Source organism: Kineococcus siccus (assembly GCF_009906795.1).
GTDB lineage: Bacteria > Actinomycetota > Actinomycetes > Actinomycetales > Kineococcaceae > Kineococcus > Kineococcus siccus.
This window is the reverse complement of the sequence record NZ_JAAALN010000002.1, coordinates 26,188-38,459: the sequence shown is the minus strand read 5'-3', so window position 1 is coordinate 38,459 and position 12,272 is coordinate 26,188. Positions and strand designations below refer to the sequence as shown.

Below are 12,272 nucleotides of genomic sequence, written 5' to 3'. Positions count from 1 at the left end.
AGGGAGTCGTGGTCGGTCGGGCCGCGCGCGGCCCTGCCACTGGGTGCCCGGCCGGGCCGGGCCCGGCCGGGGGTGGTGCGTCAGTCGGAGACGGTGATGCCCATCGACCGGGCGGTGCCGGCGATGATGCGCGAGGCCATCTCGACGTCCGTGGCGTTGAGGTCCTGCAGCTTGGTCTCGGCGATCTCGCGGACCTGGGCCTGCGTGAGGTTCGCGACCTTCTTCACGTGGGGCTCACCCGAGCCCTTGTCGACGCCGGCGGCCTTCTTGATGAGCTCCGCGGCTGGCGGGGTCTTCGTGATGAAGGTGAAGGAGCGGTCCTCGTAGACCGTGATCTCGACGGGGATGACGTTCCCGCGCTGGGCCTCGGTCTGGGCGTTGTACGCCTTGCAGAACTCCATGATGTTCACGCCGTGCTGACCGAGCGCGGGACCGATCGGCGGGGCGGGAGTCGCCATGCCGGCCTTGATCTGCAGCTTGATGAGGCCGGAGACCTTCTTCTTGGGGGGCATGCGTGTCCTTCCGTCGGGCCCCGGTGCGGGGCGTGCCGGCCGTATCGGTGCCCGCGGATCGGGCGACGAGGGGTTGAGGCCGGTGGCAGCAGTCTACGCGAGGCGCCGGGGGCGCCCCGCACGCGAGAGGACCCCGCACGCGAGAGGACCCCGCACGCGAGAGGACCCCGCACGCGAGAGGACCCCGCACGCGAGAGGACCCCGCACGCGAGAGGACCCCGCACGCGAGAGGACCCCGCACGCGAGAGGACCCCGGCCGGTGGCCGGGGTCCTCTCGTGCGGCGGGTCAGATCTTGGCGACCTGGTTGAAGCTCAGCTCGACCGGGGTCTCGCGGCCGAAGATCGAGACGAGCACGGTGACCTTCTGGCGGTCCGCGGAGATCTCCGAGATGGTCGCCGGGAGGGTCTCGAACGGCCCCTCCATGACGGTGACCGACTCGCCGACCTCGAAGTCGACGACGCGCTCGGGCTGGGCCGCCACGGGCTTGCCGTCGGCCGTCTTGGCCTGCTTCGGCGTGAGCGTCGCGGCCAGCATCGAGAAGACCTCGTCGTTGGACAGCGGCACGGGCTGGTGCGTGTTGCCCACGAAGCCCGTCACGCCGGGTGTGTGGCGCACGGCGCCCCACGACTCGTCGGTGAGGTCCATGCGGACGAGGACGTAGCCGGGGATCCGGACGCGCCGGACGTTCTTGCGCTGGCCGTTCTTGACCTCGACGACCTCTTCCATGGGGACCTCGACCTGGAAGATGTAGTCCTCCATGTTGAGGGAGGTCATGCGGGTCTCGAGGTTCGTCTTGACGCGGTTCTCGTAGCCCGCGTAGCTGTGGATGACGAACCACTCGCCGGGCATCCGGCGCAGCTGCTTGCGGAACTCCTCGGCCTCGTCGACCTCCTCCTCGGCGGCGTCCTCGACGACGGCGTCCTCGACGGCGGCGTCGGGGTCACCGGCCACGTCCTCGGCCGTCTCGGCGCCCTCGGGGGCCACGGCGTCGAGCACGTCCGCCTCGGCCGCGGCCTCGGCGCCGGGCGCCTCGGCCTCGAAGTCCTCGACAGGCAGGTCCGGGGTGTCCGCGGCCTGCTCCTGGGCGGCCTCGACGTCGGCCTCGTGGTCAGCGGCCAGGTCGTCGGCGTCGTAGGACTGCGTGGCGACGAACGGGTCGCCGACCTCGGTCGGGCGCTCGGACACGGTGCTTGCCTGCTTCCTTCGGGTTCGGTGGTCGCGTCAGGAACCGGACCCGAACACCAGCAGGACGAGCTTGCCGATGCCGTAGTCCAGCGCGGACACGAAGAGCATCATCACGACGACGAAGACCAGGACGACCGCGGTGTAGTTGAGCAGGTCGCGGCGGGTCGGCCAGACGACCTTGCGCAGCTCCTCGACGACCTGGCGCAGGAAGAGCAGCACGCCCGTGCGGCGCTTGGCCGAGGCGTGGTCCTCCTCGGTCTTCGTCGTCTCGCTCACGTCGACCCTGCTCCCCACCGTCTCCGGTGCTCGTCGTGCGGTCGCGTCCGGCACGGACACGGTGCTGCTCGCAGGGCAGGAGGGACTCGAACCCACAACCGCCGGTTTTGGAGACCGGTGCGCTACCAATTGCGCCACTGCCCTGAGCGGCTCGGCACCCCCTGGGGCGTGCGTCACCACGGCGGTGCAACCCGCCGTCGGGGAGTCTAGGCGACGGACCGGCGGGCCGTCGAACCAGCACGCCGGGCCCGCGGCGGGCTGCCGCCCGGCGGGGCCCGGTGCCACGATGGGCGCGTGACCGCCTCCAGCGCCCCCACGTCCACGACCCCGGCCGCCGGCCCGCGGGCCCGCGTGTCCGCGCGCGTCGCGGGCATCGCCGAGTCCGCGACCCTGGCGGTGGACGCGAAGGCCAAGGCCCTGAAGGCGGCCGGGCGCCCCGTCATCGGCTTCGGCGCGGGCGAGCCGGACTTCCCCACCCCGGCCGCGATCGTCGAGGCCGCCGTGGCGGCGTGCACGGACCCGGCCAACCACCGCTACACGCCCGCGGGCGGGCTGCCGGTCCTGCGCGAGGCGATCGCCGCCAAGACGCGGCGCGACTCCGGCTACGAGGTCGCGGCGTCGCAGGTCCTCGTGACCAACGGCGGCAAGCAGGCCGTCTACGAGACCTTCGCGGCGCTGCTGGACCCGGGCGACGAGGTCGTCCTGCCGACGCCCTACTGGACCACCTACCCCGAGGCGGCCCGCCTGGCCGGCGGGCGCTGCGTCGAGGTCTTCGCGGGCCCCGAGACGGGCTACCGCGTGAGCGTGGAGCAGCTGGAGGCGGCGCGGACACCGCGCTCGAAGGTGCTGCTGTTCAACTCCCCGTCCAACCCCACCGGGGCCGTCTACTCCCCCGAGGAGGTGCGGGCCATCGGGCGCTGGGCGCTCGAGAACGACCTCTGGGTCGTCACCGACGAGATCTACGAGCACCTCGTCTACGACGGCGCCCGCGCCGCCTCGATGCCCGTGGAGGTGCCCGAGCTCGCCGACCGGTGCGTCGTGCTGAACGGCGTCGCGAAGACCTACGCCATGACGGGCTGGCGCGTGGGCTGGCTCGTGGGCCCGCCGGACCTGGTCAAGGGCGTCGCCAACCTGCAGTCGCACCTCACCTCCAACGTCGCCAACGTCTCCCAGCGCGCGGCCGTGGCCGCGCTCACGGGCGACCTCGAGGCCGTGGCGGAGATGCGCACGGCCTTCGACCGCCGCCGCAGGCGGATCGTCGGGATGCTCGACGCGGTCGACGGGGTCTCCTGCCCGCTGCCGGAGGGCGCGTTCTACGCCTACCCCTCGGTCGAGGGGCTCATCGGCCGCACGCTGCGCGGGACCCCGATCACCTCCTCCGCCGTCCTCGCGGAGCTGGTCCTCGCCCACGCCGAGGTCGCCGTGGTGCCCGGGGAGGCCTTCGGCCCCAGCGGGTTCCTGCGCTTCTCCTACGCGCTGGCCGACGACGACCTCGTCGAGGGCGTCACGCGCGTGCAGCAGCTGCTGGCCGAGGCGGTCTGACCGCCTCGGCCGGTCCGCCACCCATCCCTCCGCGCCACGCTCCGCGCTGGCAGACTCGCTCGCTGTGACGCAGCGTCCGCTCGACACCCTGCCCAAGGCGCACCTGCACCTGCACTTCACCGGGTCCATGCGGCCCACGACGCTCGTCGACCTGGCGCAGCGCAACGGCGTGCGCCTGCCGTCGGCCCTGACGGGGCAGCAGATGGTGACGCTGTCGCCCGACGAGCGCGGCTGGTTCCGCTTCCAGCGGCTCTACGACGCCGCCCGCGCGTGCGTGCGCACGGCCGAGGACATGCGCCGCATCGTCCTGGAGGCCGCGGCCGACGACGCCGCGGAGGGGTCGCGCTGGCTGGAGCTGCAGGTCGACCCGACCTCCTACGCGGTGCACGTCGGCGGGATCACCCCGGCCCTGGAGATCGTCCTGGCGGCGGCCCGGGAGGCGAGCGAGCTCACGGGGACCGGCGTGGCCGTCGTCGTCGCGGCCAGCCGGATGCGGCACCCGCTGGACGCGCGCGTCCTGGCCCGGCTCGCGGCCCGCTACGCGGGCGAAGGCCCCGGCACGGTCGTCGGCTTCGGGCTGTCCAACGACGAGCGGCGCGGGACGACGGCCGAGTTCGCGGGCGCCTTCGCCATCGCCCGCCGCGCCGGGCTGGCCGCGGTCCCCCACTCCGGGGAGCTCCTGGGGCCCGCGCACGTGACCGAGACCCTGCGGACGCTGCGGCCCGACCGCCTGGGCCACGGCGTGCGCAGCGCTGAGGACCCGGCCGTGCTGGCGCGGCTGGTGGACGCGGGGGTCGCGCTCGAGGTCTGCCCGACGAGCAACGTCTCCCTCGGCGTGTACTCGGAGCTCGCCGGCGTGCCGCTGCGGCGCCTGCTCGCCGCCGGCGCGACGCTCGCCCTGGGCGCCGACGACCCGCTGCTCTTCGGCCCGCGCCTGGTCGAGCAGTACCGCAGCGCCCGCGAGGACCACGGCCTCGACGACGCCGCGCTCGCCGGCCTCGCGCGGGGGTCGATCACCGCTTCGCGCGCCCCGGCGGCCACCAAGGCGCGGCTGCTCACCGACGTCGACGCCTGGCTGAGCCAGGCCCTGGCCGTCTCGGCGATCGGCTGACACGGGCCTCGCCAGATGATTGACTCAATGAGTCGAGTCAATGACCGGGTCCTCGACCCGACCGAGGAGGCCTTCGTGTTCGGACCGCTGCTGCTCGCCGCCCCGCTGCTGCTCCTGCTGGTGGGCGGAGCCGGTGTGGCCGGCTTCCTGCTCGCCCGCCGCGTCCCCGCGGGGCGGCTCCCGCTGCCGGTGGCCGCGGCCCGGCGGCGCGGTGCAGCCCTCGCGCTCGCCGCCCTGGCGGTCGCGGGCACCCTGCTCGTCGTCGGCACGTCCCTGCCCCAGGACAGCCTGCGCCGCACCCAGCTCGTGGCCGTCACGCCGTTGGCCGCGGCGGCCGCGCACGCTCTCGTCCTCCTCGTCGGCGAGCTCACCTGGCCGCGACCGCGGCAGCGCGTGCGCAGCGCGCGGCTCGCCGTGCGGTCCGTGCGCGCCGACGCGCCGCGCGGCCTGCTGTTGGCCTACGCGGCGAGCGTCGCCGTGGCTCTCCTCGTGTGCGTCGCGGGCACGCTCCTCGCCGACGGCACCGGACGGGCGATCGGCTGGCGGGCCGCCGACGGGCTCGCGGCCTCGACCCGCGGGCCGTTCCCCGGCGCCTTCTACGCCGCGCCGATCGCCGTGGGCGTGCTCGTCGTGGCCCTGCTCACGGCGGCCCTGCTGGTCCGGGTGCCTCACCGGCCCGCCGCCGCGGGCGCCGACGCCGCGACCGACGGGACGCTGCGCCGGGCCGCCGCGCACCGGGTGCTCCGCGTCTCGACCGCGGCCACGGCCGCGACTGCCGCGGCGCTGCTGGTGCTCGGCGGACTCGCGGCGCGCGGCCTCGACGTCCACTGGGCCGTCGACGGCACCTGGCACACCGACGGGCCCGGGGCGCTGTGGACGACCACGAGCACGGCGGTGGCCCTCGCCGGAGCCGTCCTCGCGCTGGCGGCCCTGGCCGTCCTGCTCGTCCCGGCCCGCGCGGTGCGCGCGTGAGCGAGCTGCGCGTCGTCGTCGACGCCGCCTCCGCCGTCCCCGTCTACGAGCAGCTGCGCCGCCAGGTCACGACGCTCACGACGACCGGGGCGCTCGCGGCGGGCGACCGGCTGCCCGCCGCCCGGACGCTGGCCGCGGACCTCGGCCTGGCCCTCGGCACGGTGCAGCGCGCCTACCGCGAGCTCGAGGCGGAGGGCACCGTGGTCTCCCGGCGGCGCACCGGCACGGTCGTGGCGCGGGCCGCCCGCGTCGAGGAGGACGTGCGGTGGGCGGCCGAGGGCTTCGTCGAGCGGGCCCTGAGCTCGGGACTGACCCCGGAGCAGGCCCTGGACGTCGTGCGCGGCGCCCTCGCCGTCAGAGCGAGCAGCCCACCAGCACGGGCTCGTTGACGATCCGCACGCCGAAGGCCCGCTCGACCCCGGCGGCGACCTCGCGGGCCAGGTCCAGGACGTCGGCCGTGCGCGCGTCGCCGCGGTTGGTCAGCGCGAGCGTGTGCTTGGTCGACAGGGTCGCCGGCCCGGGCGAGCCGTGGCCCTTGGCGTACCCGGCGCGGTCGATGAGCCAGGCCGCGCTCGTCTTGACCAGCGGCCGCCCCTCCGGGTCGGCGCCGGCGCCGAAGCGCGGTGCCCCCGCGGGCAGCGCGGCGGCCTCCTCCTCGGTCAGGACGGGGTTGGTGAAGAAGGACCCGGCGCTCCACGTGTCGTGGTCGGCGGGGTCGAGGACCATGCCCTTGGCGGCGCGCAGGCGGAGGACGGCGTCGCGCACGGCGGTCACGGTCGAGCGCTGACCGACCTCCACGCCGAGCGCGCGGGCCAGCTCGGGGTAGGCCACGGGGGCCGAGACGCCACCCGCGAGGACGAGCTGGAAGGTGACGTCGAGCACGACGTAGCGGCTCTCGGCGTGCGGGCCGGCGAGCGCGACGCGGGAGGTCTTGAGCAGCGACGTGCGGTAGCCGAACCGGAGGTCGCCGGCCGCCAGCGTGCGCACCCGGCGGTCCACGCGGTCGTAGGTCCGCACGCTCGCGAGCGTCTGCGAGACCTCCTGGCCGTACGCGCCGACGTTCTGCACGGGGGTCGCGCCCACCGAGCCGGGCACGCCCGCCATCGCCTCGACGCCCGCGCAGCCGCGCTCGACGACGGTCGCGACGAACGCGTCCCAGTCCTCGCCCGCGGCCGCGGTGACGAACGAGCCGCTGCACACGTCCTCGCTGCCGAAGCGCACCCCGGACGTCGCGATCCGCACGACGGTGCCGTCGAAGCCCTCGTCGGCGACCAGGAGGTTGGACCCGCCGGCCACGAGCAGCAGCGGCTCCCCCGCCGCGTCGGCGTGGGCGACCGCGTCCACCAGCTCGGTCTCGGTGCGCGCCTCGACGCAGCGGCGCGCCGGCCCGCCCAGCCGGAAGGTCGTGAGGTCCGCGAGCGCCACGGCGCTCACGACGACCGCGCGGGGGTCCGCGCCGAGCTCAGCTCGGTGCCGTCGGCGTGCGGGCGCGCCACGCCGGAGAGCACGAGGGCGACGGCCGCGGCCACGGCCGCCGCGAGCAGGGCCGACAGGACGCCGACCCGGTCGCCCAGCTGCCCCAGCAGCGGGGGGCCGGCGAGGAACGCCGCGTAGCCGACCGAGGACACGACGCTGACCCGGGCGGCCGCGTTGACCTCCTCGTCGGCGGCGGCGCTCATGCCGAGGGGGAACCCGAGCGAGGCGCCCACGCCCCAGCAGGCCGCGCCCACGACCGCGAGGGGCACCGACGGTGCGAGGACGAAGAGCAGGACGCCGGCCACGGCCAGCGCCGCGCACGCGCGCAGGGCCACCACCCGCCCGAGGCGGTCGAGGAGGACGGGACCCAGGAGCCGGCCCGCGGTCATGGCCGTCACGAACACCGCGAAGCCGGCGACCCCGACGTCGGTGGAGGTGCCGTACCCGTCCTCGAGGGCCACGGCCAGCCAGTCGTTGGCACTGCCCTCGACGAACGCCATGCACAGCACCATGAGCCCGATGAGCAGGGTCCGGGGTTCGCGCCAGGCCCGGCGCAGGCCGATCCCCCGGGAGGCCTCCGCGGTCTCGGCCGCGGTGGGCGCGCGCAGGAAGGCGCGGGCGGCGAGGGCCGCGCCACTCGCGGCGAGCACGGCGACGACCGACAGGTGCAGCCAGGTGGGGACCCCGGCGCGCACGAGCAGGACCGCGAGGCCGGCCGCGAGGACCGTGCCGAAGCTGAAGGCGGCGTGGAAGCGCGACATGATCGCCCGGTCCAGCCGCCGCTCCACGGCCGCGCCCTCGACGTTCATGGCCACGTCCCAGGCCGCGATGCCCGCGCCCACGACGACCAGCGCCGCGCCGGCCAGCCAGACGTCCGCCAGGCCGTCGACCGCGAGGGCCAGCAGGGCCAGGCCGGAGGCGACGGTGGCGCCGGCGGCCGTCACGGTGCGGGCGCGGCCGAGGCGCATGACGACCGCCCCGGCGACGGGCATGGTGGCCACCGAGCCGAAGGAGCCGGCCAGCAGCAGCAGCCCGAGGTCGCCCGGCGTCAGGTCGAGCGCCTGGCGGGCCGAGGGGATGCGGGCCACCCAGGAGGCCAGCGCGAACCCGTTGACGGCGAAGGCGGCGTAGACCGCGGTGCGGGCGCGCAGCGCGTCGCGCGGGACGGCGGCCGTGCTCACGGGAGCCGGACGACCGCTCGCGCCCGGCCCAGGACCTTGACGCCGGCGCTCGTGACGGTGAGGTCGACGGCCACCGTGCGGGCGGCCGCGTCGACGGCGACCACGGTCCCCGTGACGTCGACGGCGGCGGCCCCCGTGGCGGGCACGACGACCGGCTGGGTGAAGCGGGTCGCGTAGGAGACGACGGCTCCCGGGTCCCCCGCCCAGGCGGTGACGACCGAGCCCCCGAGACCCATGGTGAGCATGCCGTGGGCGATGACGTCGGGCAGCCCCACCGACCGGGCGACGTCGGCGTCGAGGTGGATGGGGTTCCGGTCCCCGCTGGCCTCGGCGTAGGCCCGGAGGTCGGCGCGGGTCAGCTCGAAGCGGGTGGCGGGCAGGGTCGTCCCGACGCCGGCCGCGTCGAAGGCGACGGTCACGGCTGCTCCTCCGGGGCGCGCACCACGAGCATGGACGTCACGGTGCAGACGGGACCGTCGGCGGCCGCGAGCTCCACGCGCGTGGTGACCATGGCGTTGCCGCGGACCACGCGGACGCGGTCGACGTGCAGCTCCGCGGTGAGCTCGTCACCGGCCACGACGGGGCGGTGGTGGACGAACTGCTCCTCGCCGTGCACGACGCGCGAGAAGTCGATGCCCGCCTGCGGGTCCTCGACGAAGACGGCCTCGGCGCGCTGCGCCAGCGTCACCGCGAACGTGGGCGGCGCCACGACGTCGGCGTACCCCGCCGCACGCGCCGCGGCCGCGTCGTGGTGGACGGGGTCCGCGGCGTGCACCGCGCGGGCGAAGGCCCGCACGGCGTCGGCGGTGACGGTCCCCGCCGGACGGGCCGGGTACACCCGGCCCTGGAAGGACTCGTCGACGGTGGGGGCGGCCACGCGGGGCGGAGAGGTCAGCGGGTCTCGCGGTGCGTGGTCTTCTTGCCGCAGCGCGGGCAGAACTTGGCGAGGTCGAGCCGGTCGGGGTCGTTCCGACGGTTCTTCTTCGTGATGTAGTTCCGCTCCTTGCACTCCGTGCAGGCGAGCGTGATCTTCGGGCGGACGTCAGTCGTCTTGGCCACGGCTGGGTGCCTCTCTCAGGTTCTCGGTCCGGCGGGCGACGAGCGACGCGCCGCGATCTCGGCCCAGGGTACGCGCCCGGGCGTGGTGCCCGGGGCACGTGGAACGGCCGCCCACGGGGGGCGGCCGTCTCTGGGGTAGCGGAGGCCGGACTCGAACCGGCGACCTAACGATTATGAGCCGTTCGCTCTAACCAACTGAGCTACTCCGCCCCGCGGTCCCGCCGGGCAGGAGCCCGCCGGTGCTGCGAGCCCCGATCGAGGATTGAACTCGAGACCTCTTCCTTACCAAGGAAGTGCTCTACCACTGAGCTATCGGGGCCGGTCACGTCGCGTGACGCTCGGAGAGCCTACACGCCGCGACCCGGAGCCGCAGACGGCTCCGGGTCGCTTCGCGACGTGGCGGGTGATGGATTCGAACCAACGTAGGCTGTGCCGGCGGATTTACAATCCGCTCCCTTTGGCCGCTCGGGCAACCCGCCGTGCACCCGGCGAAGCAGGTGCGGTGAGAGGATAGCAACTCCTCCGCGTGCTGCGCGCCACCGGTGCGCCGGGCGGAGGGACCCCGGGGGACGCACCCGGGACACCGCACCGAGGAGGGCTCCCGCGTGGCCAGCGAGTCGTCGTTCGACGTCGTCAGCAAGATCGACCGCCAGGAGGTCGACAACGCCCTGAACCAGGCGGCGAAGGAGATCCAGCAGCGCTACGACTTCAAGGGGACCGACGCGGACGTCCGCTGGAGCGGCGAGGCCATCCTCATGGTCGCCAGCTCCGAGGACCGCGTGAAGGCCGTGCTCGACGTGCTGCAGACCAAGCTGATCAAGCGGGGCGTCTCGCTCAAGGCGCTCGAGACGGGCGACCCGGCGCCGTCGGGCAAGGAGTACCGCATCACCGCGACCCTCAAGGAGGGTCTGGAGCAGGACGTCGCGAAGAAGATCGGCAAGATCGTCCGCGACTCGGGGCCCAAGGGCGTCAAGACGCAGATCACGGGCGACGAGATGCGGGTGAGCTCCAAGAACCGGGACGACCTGCAGGAGGTCATCGCGCTGCTCAAGGGCGCCGACCTCGACGTCGCCCTCCAGTTCGTCAACTACCGGTGACCGCCCGCCGCAGCGTGCTGCACGGGTCGCTGCTCACGGGGGCGGCGCTGCTCGCCGGCGCCTGCTCGGCGCAGGAGCCCGAGCCGGAGCCGACCCCGACGCCCAGCGCCACGCCGAGCACGCCCGAGCGCATCGACGGCTCGCCGACGCTGCCGCAGGGCCTGCAGGAGTCGCAGCGCACGGTCTACCGCTACGGCGAGCACCCCCGGCAGGTCTCGGACCTGTGGCTGCCCGAGGGCGACCGCCGCGACGGGATCGTGGCGCTCGTGCACGGCGGGGCCTGGCAGGTCGGCACCGACCGCAGCAACGTCGACAACCTCGTGGCCGACCTCGTCGGGCGCGGCTGGCCCGTGCTCAACCTCGACTACCGCGGCGTGGACGACGGCGGCGGCTGGACCGGGACGTTCACCGACGTGGCCACCGCGCTGGACCAGGCGGCCGAGGCGCAGGACGCCCAGGGCGTCGACGCCTCGCGCCTGCTCGTCATGGGCCACTCCGCGGGTGGCCACCTGGCCATGTGGACCGCAGCGCGCCGGCGGCTGCCGTCGGGCGCCCCGGGCTCCGACCCCCGCGTCGTGCCGCTGTTCGCCGGGTCGATGTCCGGTGTGCTGCACCCGACGACGCTCGCGGCGAGCGACCCCAACGTGGTCAACGTCTTCGCCGGCACGCCCGAGGAGGTGGGCGACCACTACGCGCTCGGCGACCCGGCGCGGCTGGTCCCGATCGGCATGCCGCTGTTCGTGCTGCACGGGCTGGCCGACGACACCGTGCCGCCGTCGCAGGCGCAGGAGTTCACCGACCTCGCGGTCGCCGCGGGCGACCAGGTCGAGCTGCGGCTCATCGAGGGCGCGACCCACGGGGACCCGCTGTTCCCGGGTGAGCCCGTGTGGGGCGCTGCGCTGGACTGGATCGAGGCCTCGCTCGGCTGAGCCGCGGCCCCGGCCGGCGACCGCCCGTCAGCGGCGGTAGCCGGCCAGGGCCTCGAGGCGGGCGATGCGCTCGGCCATGGGCGGGTGCGTCGAGAACAGCCGCGCCACGCCTGGTCCGCCCCGGAAGGGGTTGGCGATCATCATGTGGCTCGCGTTGACGAGCTCGCGCTCGGGCGGCAGCGGCAGCTGCCGGGTGCCCAGCTCGAGCTTGCGCAGCGCGGACGCCAGGGCCAGCGGGTCCCCCGTGAGCTTCGCGCCGTCCTCGTCGGCGTCGTACTCGCGGGTCCGCGAGATGGCGAGCTGGATGACGGAGGCGGCCAGCGGCGCCGCGAGCGCGAGCAGCAGCAGCGCCAGGGGGTTGCTGCGGCCCTCCTGGTCGCGGCCGCCGCCGAAGAGCATGCCGAACTGCGCGACGGACGTGATGACGCCCGCGAGGGCGCCCGCGACCGACGACGTGAGGATGTCGCGGTTGTAGACGTGCATCAGCTCGTGCCCCAGGACTCCCCGAAGCTCGCGCTCGTCGAGCAGCTGGAGGATGCCCTCGGTGCAGCACACGGCCGCGTTCTCGGGGTTGCGGCCCGTCGCGAAGGCGTTCGGGGCCATCGTCGGCGACACGAACAGCCGGGGCATGGGCTGCCGCGCGGTGGTCGACAGCTCACGGACGGTGCGGTGCAGCGCAGGCTGTTCGGCCTCCGACACGGGACGGGCCCGCATGGCCCGGATCGCCAGCGCGTCCGAGCGCCAGTAGCCGTAGGCGGACGTGGCGATCCCCAGCACCGCGAACACCAGGATGATCCCGGGGCTGCGCGCCGCGGAGGCGAGCACGCCCCCGACCAGCAGCAGGACGGCCCAGATCGCGCCGAACAGCGCGGCGGTCTTCAGACCGTTGAAGTGGCGGTGCATCCGGCCCTCTCGTTCGTCGCTCACGGGA

General features: G+C 75.0%; 15 protein-coding genes and 4 tRNA genes. 6 read left to right on the top strand and 13 right to left on the bottom strand.

All coding sequences use genetic code 11. The annotated features are described in order from the left end of the window. Positions 1-80: 80 nt before the first annotated feature. The 4 genes from rplK to GTR02_RS00610 form a co-directional block, all read right to left on the bottom strand. The gene (gene rplK / locus GTR02_RS00625) at positions 81-512 is read right to left on the bottom strand and encodes a 50S ribosomal protein L11 (RefSeq protein ID WP_166605534.1); all 432 of its coding nucleotides are present in this window, start codon (positions 510-512) and stop codon (positions 81-83) included. Between the two features lie 286 nt (positions 513-798). Further along, positions 799-1,698: a transcription termination/antitermination protein NusG gene (nusG, locus tag GTR02_RS24085; protein WP_166605533.1), complete on the bottom strand. Its 900-nt coding sequence runs from the start codon at positions 1,696-1,698 to the stop codon at positions 799-801. Between the two features lie 36 nt (positions 1,699-1,734). Then, on the bottom strand, positions 1,735-1,974 hold the full coding sequence (gene secE, locus GTR02_RS22585) for a preprotein translocase subunit SecE (protein ID WP_166605532.1): 240 nt from the start codon (positions 1,972-1,974) through the stop codon (positions 1,735-1,737). Between the two features lie 71 nt (positions 1,975-2,045). Beyond that, positions 2,046-2,118: transfer RNA gene (locus tag GTR02_RS00610), tRNA-Trp, on the bottom strand. A gap of 150 nt (positions 2,119-2,268) precedes the next feature. Here GTR02_RS00610 and GTR02_RS00605 point away from each other — a divergent pair. From GTR02_RS00605 to GTR02_RS00590, 4 genes are all read left to right on the top strand, one after another. Continuing rightward, positions 2,269-3,516: an aminotransferase class I/II-fold pyridoxal phosphate-dependent enzyme gene (locus GTR02_RS00605; protein ID WP_166605531.1), complete on the top strand. Its 1,248-nt coding sequence runs from the start codon at positions 2,269-2,271 to the stop codon at positions 3,514-3,516. Positions 3,517-3,580: 64 nt separating this feature from the next. Continuing rightward, positions 3,581-4,627 (top strand): adenosine deaminase, encoded by a 1,047-nt coding sequence (locus tag GTR02_RS00600; protein WP_166605530.1) that lies wholly within the window; start codon positions 3,581-3,583, stop codon positions 4,625-4,627. 27 nt (positions 4,628-4,654) lie between these two features. Next, a complete protein-coding gene (locus tag GTR02_RS00595) occupies positions 4,655-5,599 on the top strand; it encodes a hypothetical protein (protein ID WP_166605529.1) in 945 nt (314 codons plus the stop codon). Next, the gene (locus tag GTR02_RS00590; RefSeq protein WP_166605528.1) at positions 5,596-5,988 is read left to right on the top strand and encodes a GntR family transcriptional regulator; all 393 of its coding nucleotides are present in this window, start codon (positions 5,596-5,598) and stop codon (positions 5,986-5,988) included. The genes GTR02_RS00595 and GTR02_RS00590 overlap by 4 nt, the downstream gene beginning before the upstream one ends. Here the strand turns inward: GTR02_RS00590 and GTR02_RS00585 are convergent. From GTR02_RS00585 to GTR02_RS00550, 8 genes are all read right to left on the bottom strand, one after another. After that, positions 5,954-7,024, bottom strand: a complete 1,071-nt coding sequence (locus GTR02_RS00585) for a UDP-N-acetylmuramate dehydrogenase (protein ID WP_420814668.1) — start codon at positions 7,022-7,024, stop codon at positions 5,954-5,956. The genes GTR02_RS00590 and GTR02_RS00585 overlap by 35 nt on opposite strands. A 5-nt stretch (positions 7,025-7,029) precedes the next feature. Further along, positions 7,030-8,256: an MFS transporter gene (locus GTR02_RS00580; protein WP_166605526.1), complete on the bottom strand. Its 1,227-nt coding sequence runs from the start codon at positions 8,254-8,256 to the stop codon at positions 7,030-7,032. After that, positions 8,253-8,675 (bottom strand): MaoC/PaaZ C-terminal domain-containing protein, encoded by a 423-nt coding sequence (locus GTR02_RS00575; RefSeq protein ID WP_166605525.1) that lies wholly within the window; start codon positions 8,673-8,675, stop codon positions 8,253-8,255. Before GTR02_RS00575 ends, GTR02_RS00580 begins: the two co-directional genes overlap by 4 nt. Next, positions 8,672-9,133, bottom strand: a complete 462-nt coding sequence (locus GTR02_RS00570) for an FAS1-like dehydratase domain-containing protein (RefSeq protein ID WP_166605524.1) — start codon at positions 9,131-9,133, stop codon at positions 8,672-8,674. Before GTR02_RS00570 ends, GTR02_RS00575 begins: the two co-directional genes overlap by 4 nt. A gap of 14 nt (positions 9,134-9,147) precedes the next feature. Further along, positions 9,148-9,315: a 50S ribosomal protein L33 gene (gene rpmG, locus GTR02_RS00565; protein WP_166605523.1), complete on the bottom strand. Its 168-nt coding sequence runs from the start codon at positions 9,313-9,315 to the stop codon at positions 9,148-9,150. 136 nt (positions 9,316-9,451) lie between these two features. Then, a tRNA-Met gene (locus GTR02_RS00560) sits at positions 9,452-9,525 on the bottom strand. Positions 9,526-9,562: 37 nt separating this feature from the next. Next, positions 9,563-9,634: transfer RNA gene (locus GTR02_RS00555), tRNA-Thr, on the bottom strand. 78 nt (positions 9,635-9,712) lie between these two features. Beyond that, a tRNA-Tyr gene (locus GTR02_RS00550) sits at positions 9,713-9,794 on the bottom strand. Positions 9,795-9,920: 126 nt separating this feature from the next. On the opposite strand from GTR02_RS00550, the gene GTR02_RS00545 reads away from it, so the two are divergent. Then, positions 9,921-10,412, top strand: a complete 492-nt coding sequence (locus tag GTR02_RS00545) for a YajQ family cyclic di-GMP-binding protein (RefSeq protein ID WP_166605522.1) — start codon at positions 9,921-9,923, stop codon at positions 10,410-10,412. Beyond that, entirely contained in the window at positions 10,409-11,341 is a 933-nt protein-coding gene (locus tag GTR02_RS00540) for an alpha/beta fold hydrolase (RefSeq protein WP_166605521.1), read from the top strand. The genes GTR02_RS00545 and GTR02_RS00540 overlap by 4 nt, the downstream gene beginning before the upstream one ends. 27 nt (positions 11,342-11,368) lie before the next feature. Here the strand turns inward: GTR02_RS00540 and htpX are convergent, their stop codons facing one another. Then, on the bottom strand, positions 11,369-12,244 hold the full coding sequence (htpX, locus tag GTR02_RS00535) for a zinc metalloprotease HtpX (RefSeq protein ID WP_166605576.1): 876 nt from the start codon (positions 12,242-12,244) through the stop codon (positions 11,369-11,371). Positions 12,245-12,272 lie beyond the last annotated feature (28 nt).